Annotated in this window: 14 protein-coding genes; 11 read left to right on the top strand and 3 right to left on the bottom strand. The window is 61.1% G+C overall.

What is annotated here, in order from left to right; all coding sequences use genetic code 11:
- Nucleotides 1-10 precede the first annotated feature (10 nt).
- Nucleotides 11-1,198, top strand: a complete 1,188-nt coding sequence (locus L1069_RS06050; RefSeq protein WP_237455050.1) for an SPFH domain-containing protein — start codon at nt 11-13, stop codon at nt 1,196-1,198.
- Between the two features lie 85 nt (nt 1,199-1,283).
- Entirely contained in the window at nt 1,284-2,405 is a 1,122-nt protein-coding gene (locus tag L1069_RS06045; RefSeq protein WP_237455107.1) for a TFIIB-type zinc finger domain-containing protein, read from the top strand.
- 98 nt (nt 2,406-2,503) lie between these two features.
- On the opposite strand, the gene L1069_RS06040 is transcribed toward L1069_RS06045, so the two are convergent.
- Entirely contained in the window at nt 2,504-2,923 is a 420-nt protein-coding gene (locus tag L1069_RS06040; RefSeq protein ID WP_129370367.1) for an Hsp20/alpha crystallin family protein, read from the bottom strand.
- A gap of 197 nt (nt 2,924-3,120) precedes the next feature.
- Between L1069_RS06040 and dtd the strand changes: the two genes are divergently transcribed.
- The 9 genes from dtd (at nt 3,121) to L1069_RS05995 (ending at nt 12,306) form a co-directional block, all read left to right on the top strand.
- Entirely contained in the window at nt 3,121-3,567 is a 447-nt protein-coding gene (dtd, locus tag L1069_RS06035) for a D-aminoacyl-tRNA deacylase (RefSeq protein WP_237455049.1), read from the top strand.
- A gap of 447 nt (nt 3,568-4,014) precedes the next feature.
- On the top strand, nt 4,015-5,598 hold the full coding sequence (locus tag L1069_RS06030) for an ABC transporter substrate-binding protein (RefSeq protein WP_205879897.1): 1,584 nt from the start codon (nt 4,015-4,017) through the stop codon (nt 5,596-5,598).
- Entirely contained in the window at nt 5,599-6,555 is a 957-nt protein-coding gene (locus L1069_RS06025) for an ABC transporter permease (RefSeq protein WP_134830206.1), read from the top strand.
- Nucleotides 6,552-7,367: an ABC transporter permease gene (locus L1069_RS06020; RefSeq protein WP_134830207.1), complete on the top strand. Its 816-nt coding sequence runs from the start codon at nt 6,552-6,554 to the stop codon at nt 7,365-7,367. The genes L1069_RS06025 and L1069_RS06020 overlap by 4 nt, the downstream gene beginning before the upstream one ends.
- Entirely contained in the window at nt 7,364-9,001 is a 1,638-nt protein-coding gene (locus L1069_RS06015; protein WP_211037742.1) for an ABC transporter ATP-binding protein, read from the top strand. Before L1069_RS06020 ends, L1069_RS06015 begins: the two co-directional genes overlap by 4 nt.
- Before the next feature lie 223 nt (nt 9,002-9,224).
- Nucleotides 9,225-9,866 (top strand): DUF1326 domain-containing protein, encoded by a 642-nt coding sequence (locus L1069_RS06010; protein ID WP_129370361.1) that lies wholly within the window; start codon nt 9,225-9,227, stop codon nt 9,864-9,866.
- Nucleotides 9,867-9,873: 7 nt separating this feature from the next.
- Entirely contained in the window at nt 9,874-10,698 is an 825-nt protein-coding gene (locus tag L1069_RS06005) for a DUF2182 domain-containing protein (protein WP_134830208.1), read from the top strand.
- Nucleotides 10,699-10,844: 146 nt separating this feature from the next.
- Entirely contained in the window at nt 10,845-11,681 is an 837-nt protein-coding gene (locus L1069_RS06000) for an alkaline phosphatase family protein (protein WP_237455048.1), read from the top strand.
- Between the two features lie 67 nt (nt 11,682-11,748).
- Nucleotides 11,749-12,306 (top strand): DUF4453 domain-containing protein, encoded by a 558-nt coding sequence (locus tag L1069_RS05995; RefSeq protein WP_134830209.1) that lies wholly within the window; start codon nt 11,749-11,751, stop codon nt 12,304-12,306.
- Here L1069_RS05995 and L1069_RS05990 read toward each other — a convergent pair.
- A complete protein-coding gene (locus L1069_RS05990; RefSeq protein WP_237455047.1) occupies nt 12,303-13,238 on the bottom strand; it encodes an alpha/beta hydrolase in 936 nt (311 codons plus the stop codon). The two genes, L1069_RS05995 and L1069_RS05990, sit on opposite strands and share 4 nt — an antisense overlap.
- 117 nt (nt 13,239-13,355) lie before the next feature.
- Entirely contained in the window at nt 13,356-15,248 is a 1,893-nt protein-coding gene (locus L1069_RS05985; RefSeq protein WP_237455046.1) for an acyl-CoA synthetase, read from the bottom strand.
- Between the last annotated feature and the right edge of the window lie 206 nt (nt 15,249-15,454).

The following is a 15,454-nucleotide window of genomic DNA, read 5'->3' as shown; positions in this document are numbered from 1 at the left end:
GACCTGACAGATGGGTATTTTTGATTTTCTCAAAGGCGAATTCATTGACGTCATCCATTGGGTGGATGACACCCATGACACCATGGTCTGGCGGTTTGAACGCGAGGGCCATGAGATCAAATACGGCGCCAAGCTGACGGTGCGCGAGGGCCAGGCGGCAGTGTTTGTGCATGAGGGTCAGCTGGCGGATGTGTTCACACCCGGTCTTTACATGCTTGAGACCAACAACATGCCGGTGATGACAACGCTGCAGCACTGGGACCACGCGTTCCAGTCGCCGTTTAAATCGGAAGTCTATTTTGTCGACACCACCCGGTTCAGCGACCTGAAATGGGGGACCAAGAATCCGATCATCTGCCGCGACCCGGAATTCGGCCCGGTGCGGCTGCGGGCCTTTGGCAGCTATACCGTGCGGGTCGCTGACCCGGCGCGGTTCCTGACCGAGATCGTCGGCACCGATGGTGAATTCACCATGGACGAGATTTCCTATCAGATCCGCAACATCATCGTTCAGGAGTTCTCCCGCGTCATCGCTGGCTCCGGCATTCCGGTGCTGGACATGGCTGCCAATACCGCGGACCTGGGCAAGCTGGTGGCGGCAGAGATCTCCGGCACAATCGCCGAATACGGCCTGATGATCCCTGAACTGTACATTGAAAACATCTCGCTGCCGCCTGCGGTGGAAGAAGCGATGGACAAGCGCACCCAGATGGGTGTGCTGGGCGATCTTGGCCGGTACACGCAATTCTCCGCAGCTGAGGCAATGACCGCTGCAGCGCAAACCCCGAACAGCGGCATGGGCGGAGGCATGGGAATGGGCATGGGGTTCGCGATGGCCCAGCAGATGGGCAACCAGTTCGGCAACGGGGCAGCGGGTCAGCCCGCAGGCCCCTGGGGCGCCCGCCCCGCCCCCGCTGCTGCCGCACCGGCAGCGCCTGCCGCAGCCCCGCAGGCCGCGCCTGCCGCTCCGCCACCGCCGCCGGTCGAGCATGTCTGGCACATTGCAGCGGACGGACAGACCTCCGGCCCCTACTCAAAGGCAAGAATGGGAAGGATGGCGCAGGACGGCACGCTGACGCGGGAAAGCCATGTCTGGACCCCGGGCCAGGATGGCTGGAAGCGGGCCGGCGATGTGATGGAGCTGGCGCAGCTGTTCACCATCCTGCCGCCGCCTCCCCCGCCGCCGCCTGCCGGATAACGCCGCGCCGGGGCAGCAACCCCCAATCGGTTTGCTGCCCGCCCCATCCCCTGACCCCTTACCTGACAGGTTGCCGCAAGTGACGATGCCCCCGCCGCCGCCCGCTGAAACCATGCCCGCCGCCGAGGAAGAAACTCATCGCTTCCCTTGTGAACAATGCGGTGCGGATTACTCCTATGACCCGGCCGCGGGCACCCTGACCTGCGGCCACTGCGGGCATTCCGAAAGCATCCGCAGCGGGCCATGGAGAGGGACTGCGCTTCAGGAACTGGACTTCGCCGCCGCCGCCGCAGACCGGCTGCCAGAGGCGGAGATCGAAGTGACCCGTGTTTCCACCTGCCCCAATTGCGCAGCACAGGTTGAGTTTGACCCCGATACCCATGCCAAGGAATGCCCGTTCTGCGCCACACCGGTGGTCACTGGAACCGGCGAAAGCAGGCATATCAAACCCAAGGGCGTGCTGCCCTTTGCAATGCCCGAACGCGCCGCGCATAAGGCAATGACCGACTGGCTGGGCGGCCTGTGGTTTGCGCCCAGCGGCCTGAGGGAATACGCCCGCAAGGGGCGGCGGATGCAGGGTATCTATGTGCCCTACTGGACCTATGACGCCCAGACCCGCAGCCGCTATTCCGGTCAGCGCGGCACGGTTTATTACGTGACCGAGACCTACCAGCAGGATGGCGAGACCAGGACCCGGAAGGTGTCCAAGGTACGCTGGACGCCGGTGTCAGGCCGGGTGCAGCGGTTCTTTGACGATGTGCTGGTACTGGCCTCCAACAGCCTGCCCAAACGCTATACCGAGGCGCTGGAACCCTGGGATCTGTCTCAGCTGGAACCATACCAGCCGCAATACCTGGCGGGTTTCCGGGCCGAGGCTTACACCGTGGATCTGGAAACCGGCTTTGCCGAGGCAGGCCAGAAGATGGACCGGGTGATTGAGCGTGATGTGCGTTTTGACATCGGCGGCGACCGCCAGCGGATCGGCAGTATTGACACCCAGGTTTCGGAGGTGACGTTCAAACACATCCTGCTGCCGGTCTGGCTGGCGGCCTATAAATACCGTGGTAAAACTTACCGCTTTGTGGTCAACGGGCAATCCGGGCGCGTACAGGGCGAGCGGCCATACTCGGCTTGGAAAATAGCCTTTGCCGTGCTGCTGGCCCTGCTGGCCGGCGCCGGGATCGCGCTGCTGGCCAGTCAGCAATAGTGCCTGCTCCAAAACGGAAGGGGGCGCAATCGCCCCCCTTCCTGAACCGGCCGGTTCCTTTCCCCGGATCTGCACAGGAACCAAGCCCGGCCTCTCTGTCAGCCTTTGCTGATCTCGATCCTGCGGGCCGTTTCGGTCTGTTCCAGTGCCTTCTTCGGCACCGCTATGTGCAGCACGCCATCCTCCATCCGGGCCGAGGCCGTCTGCCCGTCCGCATCCTCCGGCAGCCGGAACGAGCGGCGGAAGGCTCCATACTGACGTTCGCTGAAGTACCACGTGTCACCGGTCTTTTCGGTCTGCGTCTTCTTTTCGCCGCGTATTGTCAGCACGCCATTGTCCACCGTCAGTTCCAGATCCTCCAGCGCGACACCCGGAAGTTCCATCGCGATATCATAGGCCTCTTTGCCCGAGGACGCTTCAGCGGCCGGATTCAGCCAATCGGCCAGCCGGGCGCCAAAACCGCGGAAGGGATCATACAGCGACGGCCAAAAGCCGCCATGTTCGGTTTTTTCCACCATTGTTCAGCCTCCTTTCTGCTTACATCCCATTTTACCATTGGCGCCGCGGCGGCGCCTTGATCCGCCGCAAAAACCCGGACCCGCACCGGATGATTACTGCCTGTCACCCCGCCTCTGCATTGCAAAGGGGCTAGAGTTCTTGCAGACCGGCGGACAGACGGCGCAGCGGCCGGAACTATTCACCACAAGGAGCAGTCATGCGGGCATTGATACAGCGGGTCAGCGAGGCCTCGGTCACCGTTGAGGGCACGGCCATCGGCGAAATCGGCCCCGGCTTGCTGATCCTGATCTGCGCCATGGACGGCGACGGTGAGGCGCAGGCGGATCAGCTGGCAGCCAAAATCTCCAAGCTGCGGATCTTCAAGGACGAGGCCGGCAAGATGAACCGCTCGGTGCTGGATACCGGCGGCAGTGCGCTGGTGGTCAGCCAATTCACCCTGGCCGCCGACACCCGCCGCGGCAACCGTCCGGGGTTTTCCACTGCCGCTACGCCTGCCGAAGGCAAACGGCTGTATGAGTATTTTGCGGAGCAATTGTCCCGGCTAGGTTTGAAAATTGCAAAAGGACAGTTCGGTGCCGACATGAAGGTCCGGCTGCTGAATGACGGCCCGGTGACGGTATGGATAGACACAGAACAGCTTTGATCCGGCGTCAACAGGCTGCCTTCTGGCATGCCGCAAACCGTTCTTAGGGATGGCCCGGACGACCCCGCCAGCCGCTGCGGGAAAAGGTCAGAGATTGGTCTTTTGCGGTGCGGAAGACGTTTTTGGACCTCAAAGCATCGATTCTCTTCGAATTCAAACCCGGTGGCGTGCGCGATCGTGGCAGATTCATAAAAATTCCGTCATTCCGGAGCACAAAAATTTCTTGTCGCATTCCGGATGTTTTTTTGATTTACACGCGACATTACCCCTGAAAACGGCACCTTACCTGAAAAAGACGACACCCCCTTATCCAGCCTCGCAAGTGCTCCTTCCCCCCTGCCAAGGGTTTGGCGAATAACGCTTGCGAGGTGGCAGTAAATGCGCAAATCTTGAACCACCAATCAAAAAACGGGTGCTTGCAGCACCGCAATCAATCGGGAGAAATCAATGAACAAGCATATGCAGTATCTGGCCAGTCAGGCCGTGGCAGGCAAACTGACGCGCCGTGACTTCCTGGGCAAAGCCGCCGCACTGGGCTTTACCGCTGTGTCCGCAAACCTGCTGCTGTCCGGTGCAGCCAAGGCCGCCGGCCCGCAAAAAGGCGGCACTTTGCGCCTTGGTTTGCAGGGTGGCTCCACCACCGACAGCCTGGACCCCGCGCTGGTCACCAACACGGTTGGCCTCATGGTCACCCGCCTGTGGGGTGAAACCCTTGTGGAACTGACCGAAGACGGCGGCATCGAAGGCAAACTGGCTGAGAGCTATGAAGCCTCATCCGACGCCAAGACCTGGACCTTCAAGCTGCGTTCCGGCGTAACCTACTCCAACGGCCAGAACGTCACTGCTGATGATGTGGTCAAAACCATGGAGCGTCACAGCGGCGAAGACACCAAGTCCGGCGCCCTGGGCATCATGCGCGGCATCAAGGACGTACGCGCAGACGGCGATACCGTTGTCTTTGAACTCGACAGCCCGAACGCCGACCTCCCCTATCTGCTGGCGGACTATCACCTGATCGTTCAGCCGGGCGGCGGCAATGACGATCCTGCGGCTGCCATCGGCACCGGCCCCTACATCATGAAGTCCGCCGATATGGGTGTGCGTTTCGTGGCCGAGAAGAACCCGAACTACTGGGGTGATCTGGGCAATGCCGAGACCGTTGAAATCATCGTCATCAACGATGACACCGCCCGTGTCGCAGCGCTGCAGTCCGGCCAGGTGGATGTGATCGACCGGGTGCCCCCGCGCACTGCAAAACTGGTCGACCGCGCGCCGAACATCACTGTGCATTCAACCTCCGCAGCCGGCCACTATGTGTTCATCATGCACACCAATACCGCGCCGTTCGACAACTACGACCTGCGCATGGCGCTGAAGTACGGGATCAACCGCGAGGAAATGGTCGACAAGATCCTGAACGGCTACGGCACGGTGGGCAATGACAGCCCGATTAATGCTTCATATCCGATGTACACCGAGCTGGAGCAGCGTCAGTTCGATCCGGACAAAGCGATGTTCCACATGAAGAAATCCGGCCATGACGGCTCGGTACTGCTACGCACCTCGGACAATTCGTTCCCCGGCGCACCGGATGCTTCCGCACTGTTCCAGCAGTCCTGTCAAAGCGCCGGCATCAAGCTGGACGTCAAGCGTGAGCCGAACGACGGTTACTGGTCGGAAGTCTGGAACAATCAGCCCTTCTGCACCAGCTACTGGGGCGGCCGCCCGACCCAGGACCAGATGTTCACAACCGCCTACCTGTCGACCGCGGACTGGAACGACACCCGTTTCAACAACGAGCAGTTCGACCAGATGCTGGTTGCAGCCCGCGGTGAACTGGACGTCGCCAAGCGTACCCAGATGTATGCCGACATGTCGACAATCCTGCGCGACCAGGGCGGCCTGATCTGCCCGATGTTCAATGACTTCGTCGAGGCAACAACCGACAAGGTCGACGGTTTCGTCGAAGGTGTCCCAGGCCAAGTTCTGATGAACGGCTATGCTGCCAGCAAGCTGTGGGTCAAAGCTTAAATGTCCCCGATTGTAAAACTCCTGGCTCAGCGCATCGCGCTGAGCCTCCTTCTTTTGCTGCTTATCTCGGTAGTGATCTTTGCGGGCACGATCGTGCTGCCTGGCGATGTTGCCCAATCGATCCTGGGGCAATCAGCAACACCGGAGGCTCTTGCCAACCTGCGGGCCGAACTTGGCGTCAATGATCCGCCTGTGGGGCGCTATTTCGCCTGGCTGTTCGGTGCCATGCAGGGTGATCTCGGCACTGCACTGACCAGTGGCCAGGACATCACCTCTGCGCTGGCCGGCCGTTTCTGGAACACCATGTTCCTGGCGTTCTGGGCCGCTGTGGTCGCTGTTCCGCTGGCGATTTTCCTGGGCCTGCTTGCCGTGCGGTTCAAAGACCGCTGGCCCGACAAACTGATTTCGGCCGTCACCCTGGCCTCGATCTCGATCCCCGAATTCCTGATCGGCTATGTGCTGATGTACGTGGTCGCAGTGAAACTGCGCTGGTTCCCGTCGGTCGCCATGATCAATGACGGCATGACCCTGTTTGAAAAGCTGAACGCCATCGCCCTGCCGATCACCGTGCTGACGCTGGTTGTTCTGGCGCATATGATGCGGATGACCCGTGCAGCGATCCTGAACGTGATGCAGTCGGCCTATATTGAAACGGCTGAGCTGAAGGGCCTCAACGCCTTTCAGGTGATCTACCGCCATGCCTTCCCCAATGCGATTGCACCGATCGTTAACGTCGTGATGCTGAACCTCGCCTATCTGGTTGTGGGCGTTGTGGTGATCGAGGTGGTCTTTGTCTATCCCGGCATGGGCCAGTATCTGGTCGACCACGTGTCAAAGCGTGACGTGCCAGTTGTCCAGGCTTGCGGCCTGATCTTTGCCGCCGTTTATATCGGTCTCAACATGATTGCCGATGTCGTCGCCATCCTGAGCAACCCGCGTCTGAGGCACCCGAAATGAAGAACATCCCCATTTCCGCACTCATCGGGCTGTTCTTCACTGCCCTTTACTTTCTGGCCGCAATCTTTGCCCCGCTGCTGGCACCTTTTGGTGTCGGCGAGGTGGTCGGCGATGTCTGGGAACCGTCCAGCGCCGAATACCTGCTAGGCACCGACAATATCGGCCGCGATCTGCTCAGCCGGATGATCTACGGCGGCCGCACCACCATCTTCATCGCCACAGCAGCAACCGTCTTGTCGTTCACCCTGGGCTCTATCCTCGGTTTCTTTGCCGCCGTTGCCGGCGGCTGGGTTGACCAGGCGCTGTCACGTTTTGTCGATCTGGTGATGTCGATCCCCACCCTGATCTTCGCCCTGGTGGTGCTGTCGGTTGCGCCGGTCACCATTCCGATGCTGATCCTGGTGATGGGCCTTCTGGACGCCACCCGCGTCTACCGCTTGGCCCGTGCCGTGGCGGTCGATATCGAGGTGATGGACTACGTCGAGGCGGCCCGCCTGCGCGGCGAGAAAACCGCCTGGATCATCTTCCGCGAAATCCTGCCCAACGCGTTGTCGCCTTTGATTGCCGAAATGGGCCTGCGGTTCATCTTTGCGGTGCTGTTTGTCTCAACCTTGTCCTTCCTGGGCCTGGGCGTGCAGCCGCCTGAGGCTGACTGGGGCGGCATCGTGAAAGAAAACAAGGAGGGCATCGTCTACGGAATTCCCGCAGCCCTGATCCCGGCCTTTGCCATCGCCACTCTGGCGATCTCGGTCAACCTTGTTGCTGACTGGGTGCTGAACCGGACAACCTCGCTGAAAGGAGGCCGCGGATGAGCGATGCCCTGCTGAAAGTCCGCGACCTGAAAATCGGCGCGACCATCTATCCGCCGGGCGAGCGGCCCCGCGACATCGAAATCGTGCACGGGGTCAGCTTTGATCTTGCGCCCGGAAAGGTGCTGGGGCTGATCGGTGAATCCGGTGCCGGTAAATCCACCATCGGTCTCGCGTCCATGGCCTATGGCCGCGGCGGCGTGCAGATCACCGGCGGCGAGGTCTGGGTCAACGGCCGAGACATCCTCAAGGGCGGTCACAAGGACATCCGGCGCCTGCGCGGTGCCGAGGTGACCTATGTGTCGCAATCGGCGGCAGCCTCCTTCAACCCGGCCAAGAAGATCATGGACCAGGTGGTCGAGGCCGCGGTGGAGCAGAAGAAGTTCTCCCGCAAGGACGCCGAAGCCCGCGCCCGCGCCCTGTTCGCCAAGCTGGGCCTGCCGGACCCGGACAACATCGGCGAACGCTACCCGCACCAGGTTTCGGGCGGCCAGCTGCAGCGCTGCATGACCGCGCTGGCGCTGTGCCCTGAGCCGGATCTGGTGGTGTTCGACGAGCCGACAACCGCGCTCGACGTGACCACCCAGATCGACGTGCTGATGGCGATCAAGGAAGCAATCCGCGACACCGGCGTTGCCGCGCTCTACATCACCCACGACCTGGCGGTTGTGGCGCAGGTGAGCGACGACATCATGGTGCTGAAGATGGGCAACACCGTGGAATACGGCCCCGTTGACCAGATCATCAACAACCCGCAGGAGGAGTACACCCAGGCGCTGGTCTCGGTCCGCTCCATCGAACACGAGGAAAAGGCCCCTACGCCCGATCCGGTGCTGAGCGTGAGGAACATCACCGCGCGCTACAAGGGCACCCAGTTCGACGTGCTGCACAATGTGAATGTTGACCTCTATCCCGGCCAGACGCTGGCGGTGGTGGGCGAATCCGGTTCCGGAAAATCCACCCTGGCCCGCGTCATCACCGGGCTTCTGCCCCCGCGCGAGGGTGAGATCGAATTCGCAGGCCGCACCCTGTCGGGCGACCTCAAAGGGCGCAGCCGCGAGGACTTGCGCGAGCTTCAGATGATCTACCAGATGGCGGATGTGGCGATGAACCCGCGCCAGACCGTTGGCACCATCATCGGCCGCCCGTTGGAGTTCTACTTTGGCATCCGCGGCGCGGAAAAGAAGAAGCGGATCATCGAACTGCTCGACGAGATCGAGCTGGGCGAAAAATTCATGGACCGTTATCCGGCGGAGCTGTCGGGCGGCCAGAAGCAGCGTGTCTGCATTGCCCGTTCGCTGGCGGCCAAGCCCAAGATGATCATCTGCGACGAGGTCACCTCGGCGCTGGACCCGCTGGTGGCGGACGGCATCCTGAAGCTGCTGCTGGACCTGCAGAAGATCGAGGATGTGGCCTATCTGTTCATCACCCACGATCTGGCAACCGTGCGCGCCATCTCCGACAACATCGCGGTGATGTACCAGGGCAAGGTGCAGCGCTACGGCGGCAAGTCCAAAGTGCTGAGCCCGCCATTTGACGATTACACCGACTTGCTGCTGAGTTCCGTCCCCGAGATGAAGCTGGGCTGGCTGGAAGAGGTGATTGCCCACCGCAAGATGGAAAGCGCCGGCAACTGATCCCGTAATCTTTTGCTATGTCATACGCCCCTGCCCGGTTCCGGGCGGGGGCTTTTTCTTTTCTGCCTCCGTCATTTTGTGATAGTTTGACGGGACCGGGGAAATGCGGCGGACCCAGCCGCAAATAAATGTTCTGTTTCTGAGTGCAGCTGTTTTTGCTTTGCAGGCCAACCTGAAGTCATCGGGCAGTTTTGTTTGACTGCAACAGGCTGGAGGGGCTGCTATGACAGATTGGGCCATTCACGGACAGGAAATCGGCAACTGCAATTGCAATCCGGGGTGTCCGTGCCAGTTCTCACAGCTGCCCACGGACGGCACTTGCGAAGCCATGCTGACCTACCGTATCGACAAGGGGCATTATGGCAGCGTCCAGCTGGACGGGCTTTATGCGGCGGTGATCTATAAATGGCCGGGCGCCGTGCACGAGGGCAACGGCCAGATGCAGATGATCATCGACGAACGCGCCACCGCGGATCAGCGGGCCGCGCTGGAGGCGATCATGACAGGCGAAGACACCGATGAATTCGCTACCATGTTCTATGTGTTCAGCCTGACAAGCCCGACCAAGCACGAAACGCTGCATGCAGCGATCTCGTTGGACTATGATCGCGAAACCGGCACCGGGTCGGCCAAGGTTGGCGATTACGCCGAAACCAAAGTGCAGCCGATCGCCAATATCGTTTCCGGGGATCCGCATTTCGTCAGCATCGCGCTGCCGAAAGGCTTCGAGTTCACCGAGGCCGCCATGGCCAGCGGTTCGACCGTGACACGCAACGCAGCGATCAGCCTGGACAAGAACAGCGCAACCCACGCCCATATCGCCGAGCTGCACCTGACCGGCAGAGGCGTTGAGCGCGCGGCCTGAGACGGCCATGGCACCGGTGCTGCGCATAAAGGGAACAGCGGAACGGTTGGCACGCCACGACCAGGCAGTGGTGCTGGGCGCCGTGGCCCTGATCGTGCTGCTTAGCGTGTTTTACACTGTTTTTGGCGTTGGCATGACCATGACCGCGGTAGAAATGACACGGATGGCCGGACCGATTGGCGCACCGATGCAGATGGGCGCGAACGATGCCTGGACGCCTGCCTACACCGGGCTGATCTTCCTGATGTGGTGGATCATGATGGTCGCCATGATGACTCCCAGTGCCGCGCCTGTGCTGTTGCTCTACACGGCCATCAAGAAAGCCGGCTCCAGGCCGCAGCAGGCACCGCTGCTGAGTCTGGCGTTTCTTGGCGGTTATCTGCTGGCTTGGGCCGTTTTTTCAATTATCGCCACCAGCTTGCAATGGTGGCTGGAATCGTGGGGCCTCTCTGATGGTCCCATGATGTCGCTTAGCAGCCGCGCGCTTGGCGGTGCGTTGTTGCTGGCGGCGGGCGCCTATCAGTTTACCCCCTACAAGCACGCCTGCCTATTTCATTGCCGGATGCCGGTACAATTTCTGACCGCGCATAACCGCACAGGTTTGGATGGTGCTGTACTGATGGGCGCCCATCACGGCGTTTTTTGCCTCGGCTGCTGCTGGGCGTTGATGCTGCTGCTGTTTGCCGGCGGCATCATGAACCTCTACTGGATTGCCGGGCTTGCGCTTTATGTACTGGCGGAAAAGCATGTCCGCAACCCGCGCCTGTTTGCTAACTCCACTGGCGGGCTCCTGCTGCTTGCCGGCGTCTATGTCCTTGCCACCGCATTCTAAGCCCGGCCCGGCCTCTCCCCGGCAAAGCCAGGAAACTTCCCGCCGAAATGCCGGTTTCTGACCATCCTTTCGTTTTTTGAATGGCAATTCAAGAAACCGTCACGATGATACGGCACCAAGGTCTGCGCGAAAAAGGGATTCGGCGAATGGACAACAAACTCCTGCTCATCATTCTGGACGGCGTGCCGTGGCGCAACTTCCGCCGCCTGTTCGGCAACCTCGAAGGCTGGGTCGACAGCGGCGATGCCCGCGTCTGGAAACTGCGCGCTGTTCTGCCGTCGATCTCGGCCAGCTGCTATGCCTCGATCCACACCGGTGTGGCGCCTGCCATCCATGGCTGCACCGGCAATGCCAATGTGTTCCGGCTGAAGGAAAAGGACGTATTCTCCCAGGTGCGCGAAGCGGGCGGCGTGACGGGGGCTGTGGCGCACAGCTACTGGTCGTCCTTCTTCAACCGGCACCCGTTCGATTACGTGCGCGACATCGAATACGACGAGCCCGAGAGCAAGACCATCAACCATGGCCGGTTTCATTCCATGACCGGCTACGGCAAAGATAATCAGATGACCCCGTCGGATGTCGACCTGTTCGGCACCCTGACCAACCTCTGCCTGCGCTTTGGCCTGGACTACGGGATGCTGCACACCTGCACCCTGGACAGCATGGGCCACCGGTATTTCCACGATTGCCAGGAAATGGACCACGCCTGTTTCGTGATGGACGAGATGCTGGCCCCTTTCATCACCCGCTGGCGCGATTTGGGTTATGAGGTGATTGTCACCGCCGACCACGGCCAGGACGAGCGCGGCCACCATGGCGGCCGCGGCGCCCTGCAGCAGGAAACGGCACTGTACTACTTTGGTGATGCCGAAGGCCCCGATCATGACGCTGTGATCGACCAGCGCCAGCTGGCGCCGACCATCCTGAAGCGTCTGGGCGCGCCCATTGCCGGCACCATGAAGGCAGAACCGTTCCTGAAGTAACGCGAAATCGGCGGTTGTGTGCTAGGATGTCCCTCAGCCGCCGTTTTGTTGATCAGGAAGGATTGCCATGAAATCTTTTGCTGCCGCGCTGTGCCTGCTGGCGTCCCCGGTACTGGCCAGCGATGCCTGTCACGACCTTTGGTTCACCAGAAACGCTGTTATCGACCGGGCCGGGTATTGTTTCGGCTCGCCGCTGGGCCGGGCGGTGTTCGACAACGGCGACTGCATCGGCAAATCCGTATCCCTGCCGCCGCACGCCGGGCGGATGGTGGCTTTGGTCAAGGAGATGGAGGCGCGGTTCGGCTGCCGGGTGAACAACAAACAGACCTATCTGGACCTGGACGATCTGTTCCTCAGGCACCAGCTGTGGGACCTGCCTGTGCGTGACGAATTTGAAAGCGCCTGCCTGGGCTGGCTGGGTCCGGTGACCGGCCTGCGCGCGGGACACCGTCCGGATGCACCGCTGGTCGGGCAGATCGTTGCCGGAGATTATGTCAGCTATTCACACATCCCGGTCGGCAGCTGGACCTATGTCACAACCTCCGGCCCGGATTGGCAGGCAACCAGCGGCGGCTGGCTGGATACATCGCTGGTACAGGAGCAATGCCGTGAGGTTGCCGGCTAGGGCGCCTCGTCATCGTAGCTCCAGATCCCCTGTCCCAGTGCTTCGATCGCGACCGAGATCCGCTCAAAACTGTCCCGCGCCCGGCCCACGCTGTGGCGGGCGCGCAGATATCCGTGGATCAGGCCCGGCTCGTTGATCCAATGCGCCTTGCCGCCGGCCTCCAGAATGCGGTCGCTGTAATCGCGGGAGTCATCGCGCACCGGGTCGCAATCAGCCGTCACCAGCACTGTCGGCGGCAGGCCTGCAAAATCGCTGTCGGTAAGCGGTGTTAACAGCGGATCATCTTTCGGCGCCGCGCCATCGGTGCGGATATCCATGTAAAACAGCACATCCTCGCGGGTCAGCATCGGCGCTTTGGCATGTTCGATATAGGACCCCTGGTTCACATCGCCGCCAAAGGCGCCATAAATCAGCACCTGCCCCAGGATTGCCTCTGTCCGGCCACGCGCATGATGCGCCACCGCAGCGCACAGGTTCGCACCGGCGCTGTCGCCCGTCAGGACAATGCCGGTGCCATAAGCGGCCTCCACCCATTCCAAGGCGGTCCAGGCATCCTCGAAACCGGCCGGGTGCTTGTGCTCCGGCGCCAGGCGGTAATCCACGGCCACTACCCGGTAACCGGTCTGGGCGCAGATCTCGGCGCAGACATCGTCATGGCTGTCGAGCCCGCCAACCACAAAACCGCCGCCATGGCAGAACAGCACCGTGCGGGTCGGATCGCCTGCGGTGTAGACCCGGACCGGTACCCCGTTAGCCGATGTATCCATGACCGAAACCACATCCGGACGCGGCACCCGGAACTCGCGTGCCATGGAGTCATAAATCAGGCGCTGCTCTTCAATGGACATTTCAACGGCGTCATCAGGGTAGTGCTCCCCGGTCTTCTGGATAAAGTCCCAGGTCTCTTCGTCGATCAGCCGTTCATAATCCATCCGCGAGCCTCCCTGCGTGTCTGTTTTTCCGAGCCTAGGCAGAGATTCCCGCAAATGGAATGCCTGAATGAAAAAGCGCCCCTGAGGGCGCCTTTTATCTCACGTTTACAATCAGGTTCAGTCCGCCGCCGGCTCCCAGGGCCGGGTAAAGCTGGCCAGAACAGCGGAAATTTCAGGCTCGGCACTGCCATTGGCCGCCACTTGGGCCACCAGGCCGCGTTTTTTGTCGTCGGTGACACTGACAACACGTGCAGCCAAACCGGCCTTTTCCAGTGCGCCGTTGTAAACACGGGTGATCGCATGTTTGCGCAGATCCGGCTTGAATACCTTGCCCACGGCGGTTTTCGGCAGCTCGTCCAGCACCGTCATATGCTTGGGGATCGCCGCCCGCTCATGCACGTGGATTTTGCAGTATTCCAGCAGCTCCGCCTCGCTGACCGAGGCGCCGCCCACCAGCTCGACAAAGGCGCAAGGCAGCTCGCCCGAGTGGGCATCCGGCTGGCCGATAGCGCCGGCAAATGCCACCGCTTCATGCCCCAGCAACGCCTCTTCGATCTCGGCCGGATCGATGTTGTGGCCGCCGCGGATGATCAGATCCTTGGCACGGCCGGTGATCCACAGGTAGCCATCCCCGTCAATCCGCCCCAAGTCGCCGGTGCGCAGGTATTTGTCCTGATAGTAGAGGTCCGCGTTTTTTTCGGCTTCGGTATAGGTGTTGCCGGGGTAGACGCCGGGGTTGGAAATGCAGATTTCCCCCACTTCATCAACACCGCATTCCAGCGGGCCGTCGGAGGTCTGCTTGACGATCCGCACATCGGTATAGGGGAGAGGGATCCCAACCGACCCGACCTTCTTCTCCCCGCCCGGAGGGTTGCAGGACACCAGGCAGGTCGCCTCGGTCAACCCGTAACCTTCGACAATGGTCACGCCTGACGCTGCCTCGAACCGCTTGAACAATTCCATCGGCATCGGGGCCGAGCCCGAAAACGCCGTTTTCACCGAGGAGATATCAGCGTCCACTTCCCGCTGCATCAGCGCCGAAACAGCAGTGGGCACGGTGATGATAAAGGTGATCTTCCAGCGTTCGATCAGCTTCCAGAAATTGTCGAACACCCCCTCGCCGCGATAGCCCTGCGGCGTCGGAAACACCACATGCGCCCCCGAGGATACCGCCGCCATCATGATCACATGCACTGCAAAGACATGAAACAACGGCAGCGGGCACATGATGTTGTCTTCTTCGGTGAACAGCAGCTTGTCCCCCAGCCAGCCGTTATAGATCAGGCCTGAGTATTTGTGCTGCGCAACCTTGGGCATTCCCGTGGTGCCGCCGGTGTGGAAATAGCAGGCAACCCGGTCGCCGTCGCTGTCGGCGAAATTCAGCGTGGCGGGATGTTTTGCCATTTCCTTGGAGAAATTCAGGTAATCTGCATGGGCCGCCTTGGCCTGATTGTCCAGCTTGGGCCGGATCAGCGGCACGATCCAGGATTTCGGCGGCGTCAGATAGCGGTTCAGGTCCACTTCCAGCACCGTGTTCACCCCGGGCGCATGGCGCACGGCCTCGGCCACCTTCTGGGCCACGTCGGTCTTGGGGAAGGGCCGCAGGGTCACCACCACCTTGGCCTTGGTTTCACGCAGGATCGACGCGATCTGCTCTGGCTCCAAGAGCGGGTTGATCGGGTTCACAATCCCCGCCACCGCGCCGCCCAGCATGGTCACCAGCGTCTCGTGGCAATTGGGCAGCACATAGGCGACCACGTCCTGCTCTCCGATCCCCAGCGCGCGGAACATATTGGCCGCCTGGCTCACCTGATCCTTCAGCGTGCTCCAGGTCAGGGTTTCCGCCTTGTCCCGGGGGCCGGAAAAAATCTGATAGCTGACTGCCTTGCCGTTGGGGTATTTGCCCGCCGTCCGTGACAGCAGCCCATACAGCGTGGCCGGCAGATCCCGCGCCTCATACGGCATTTCGTTCTGCAGCGCGTCGCGGTCTGCGACTCCGGAAAATCCCATAAATCTCCTCCCCGTTCCCCCAATTCATGGGGTGTTCTGTTTGCGCCCAGACTATTGCAAACAGGCAATTGCGCAAGCGCCGGTGCAGGGTCACGCCAAGGCAATTTGCGGCATGACGTGGCGCCATTTTCCGGCCTTTGGCGGTTTTACCAGCAAAAAGCGCCCCGGAAACGATCCGGGGCGCTTGTCACTTTGCTCTGTTCAGC

It is taken from the genome of Leisingera sp. MMG026 (assembly GCF_021654205.1).
Taxonomy (GTDB): domain Bacteria; phylum Pseudomonadota; class Alphaproteobacteria; order Rhodobacterales; family Rhodobacteraceae; genus Leisingera.
Note: the sequence above shows the minus strand (reverse complement) of the source record. Positions and strands in the feature narration are given on the sequence as shown.

Coding starts and splice junctions, on each gene's coding strand:
- L1069_RS05990 (WP_237455047.1), bottom strand. CDS start 13,238: ATGGATTATGAACGGCTGATCGACGAAGAGACCTGGGACTTTATCCAG.
- L1069_RS06030 (WP_205879897.1), top strand. CDS start 4,015: ATGAACAAGCATATGCAGTATCTGGCCAGTCAGGCCGTGGCAGGCAAA.
- L1069_RS05985 (WP_237455046.1), bottom strand. CDS start 15,248: ATGGGATTTTCCGGAGTCGCAGACCGCGACGCGCTGCAGAACGAAATG.
- dtd (WP_237455049.1), top strand. CDS start 3,121: ATGCGGGCATTGATACAGCGGGTCAGCGAGGCCTCGGTCACCGTTGAG.
- L1069_RS06000 (WP_237455048.1), top strand. CDS start 10,845: ATGGACAACAAACTCCTGCTCATCATTCTGGACGGCGTGCCGTGGCGC.
- L1069_RS05995 (WP_134830209.1), top strand. CDS start 11,749: ATGAAATCTTTTGCTGCCGCGCTGTGCCTGCTGGCGTCCCCGGTACTG.
- L1069_RS06020 (WP_134830207.1), top strand. CDS start 6,552: ATGAAGAACATCCCCATTTCCGCACTCATCGGGCTGTTCTTCACTGCC.
- L1069_RS06010 (WP_129370361.1), top strand. CDS start 9,225: ATGACAGATTGGGCCATTCACGGACAGGAAATCGGCAACTGCAATTGC.
- L1069_RS06005 (WP_134830208.1), top strand. CDS start 9,874: ATGGCACCGGTGCTGCGCATAAAGGGAACAGCGGAACGGTTGGCACGC.
- L1069_RS06040 (WP_129370367.1), bottom strand. CDS start 2,923: ATGGTGGAAAAAACCGAACATGGCGGCTTTTGGCCGTCGCTGTATGAT.
- L1069_RS06025 (WP_134830206.1), top strand. CDS start 5,599: ATGTCCCCGATTGTAAAACTCCTGGCTCAGCGCATCGCGCTGAGCCTC.
- L1069_RS06015 (WP_211037742.1), top strand. CDS start 7,364: ATGAGCGATGCCCTGCTGAAAGTCCGCGACCTGAAAATCGGCGCGACC.
- L1069_RS06045 (WP_237455107.1), top strand. CDS start 1,284: ATGCCCCCGCCGCCGCCCGCTGAAACCATGCCCGCCGCCGAGGAAGAA.
- L1069_RS06050 (WP_237455050.1), top strand. CDS start 11: ATGGGTATTTTTGATTTTCTCAAAGGCGAATTCATTGACGTCATCCAT.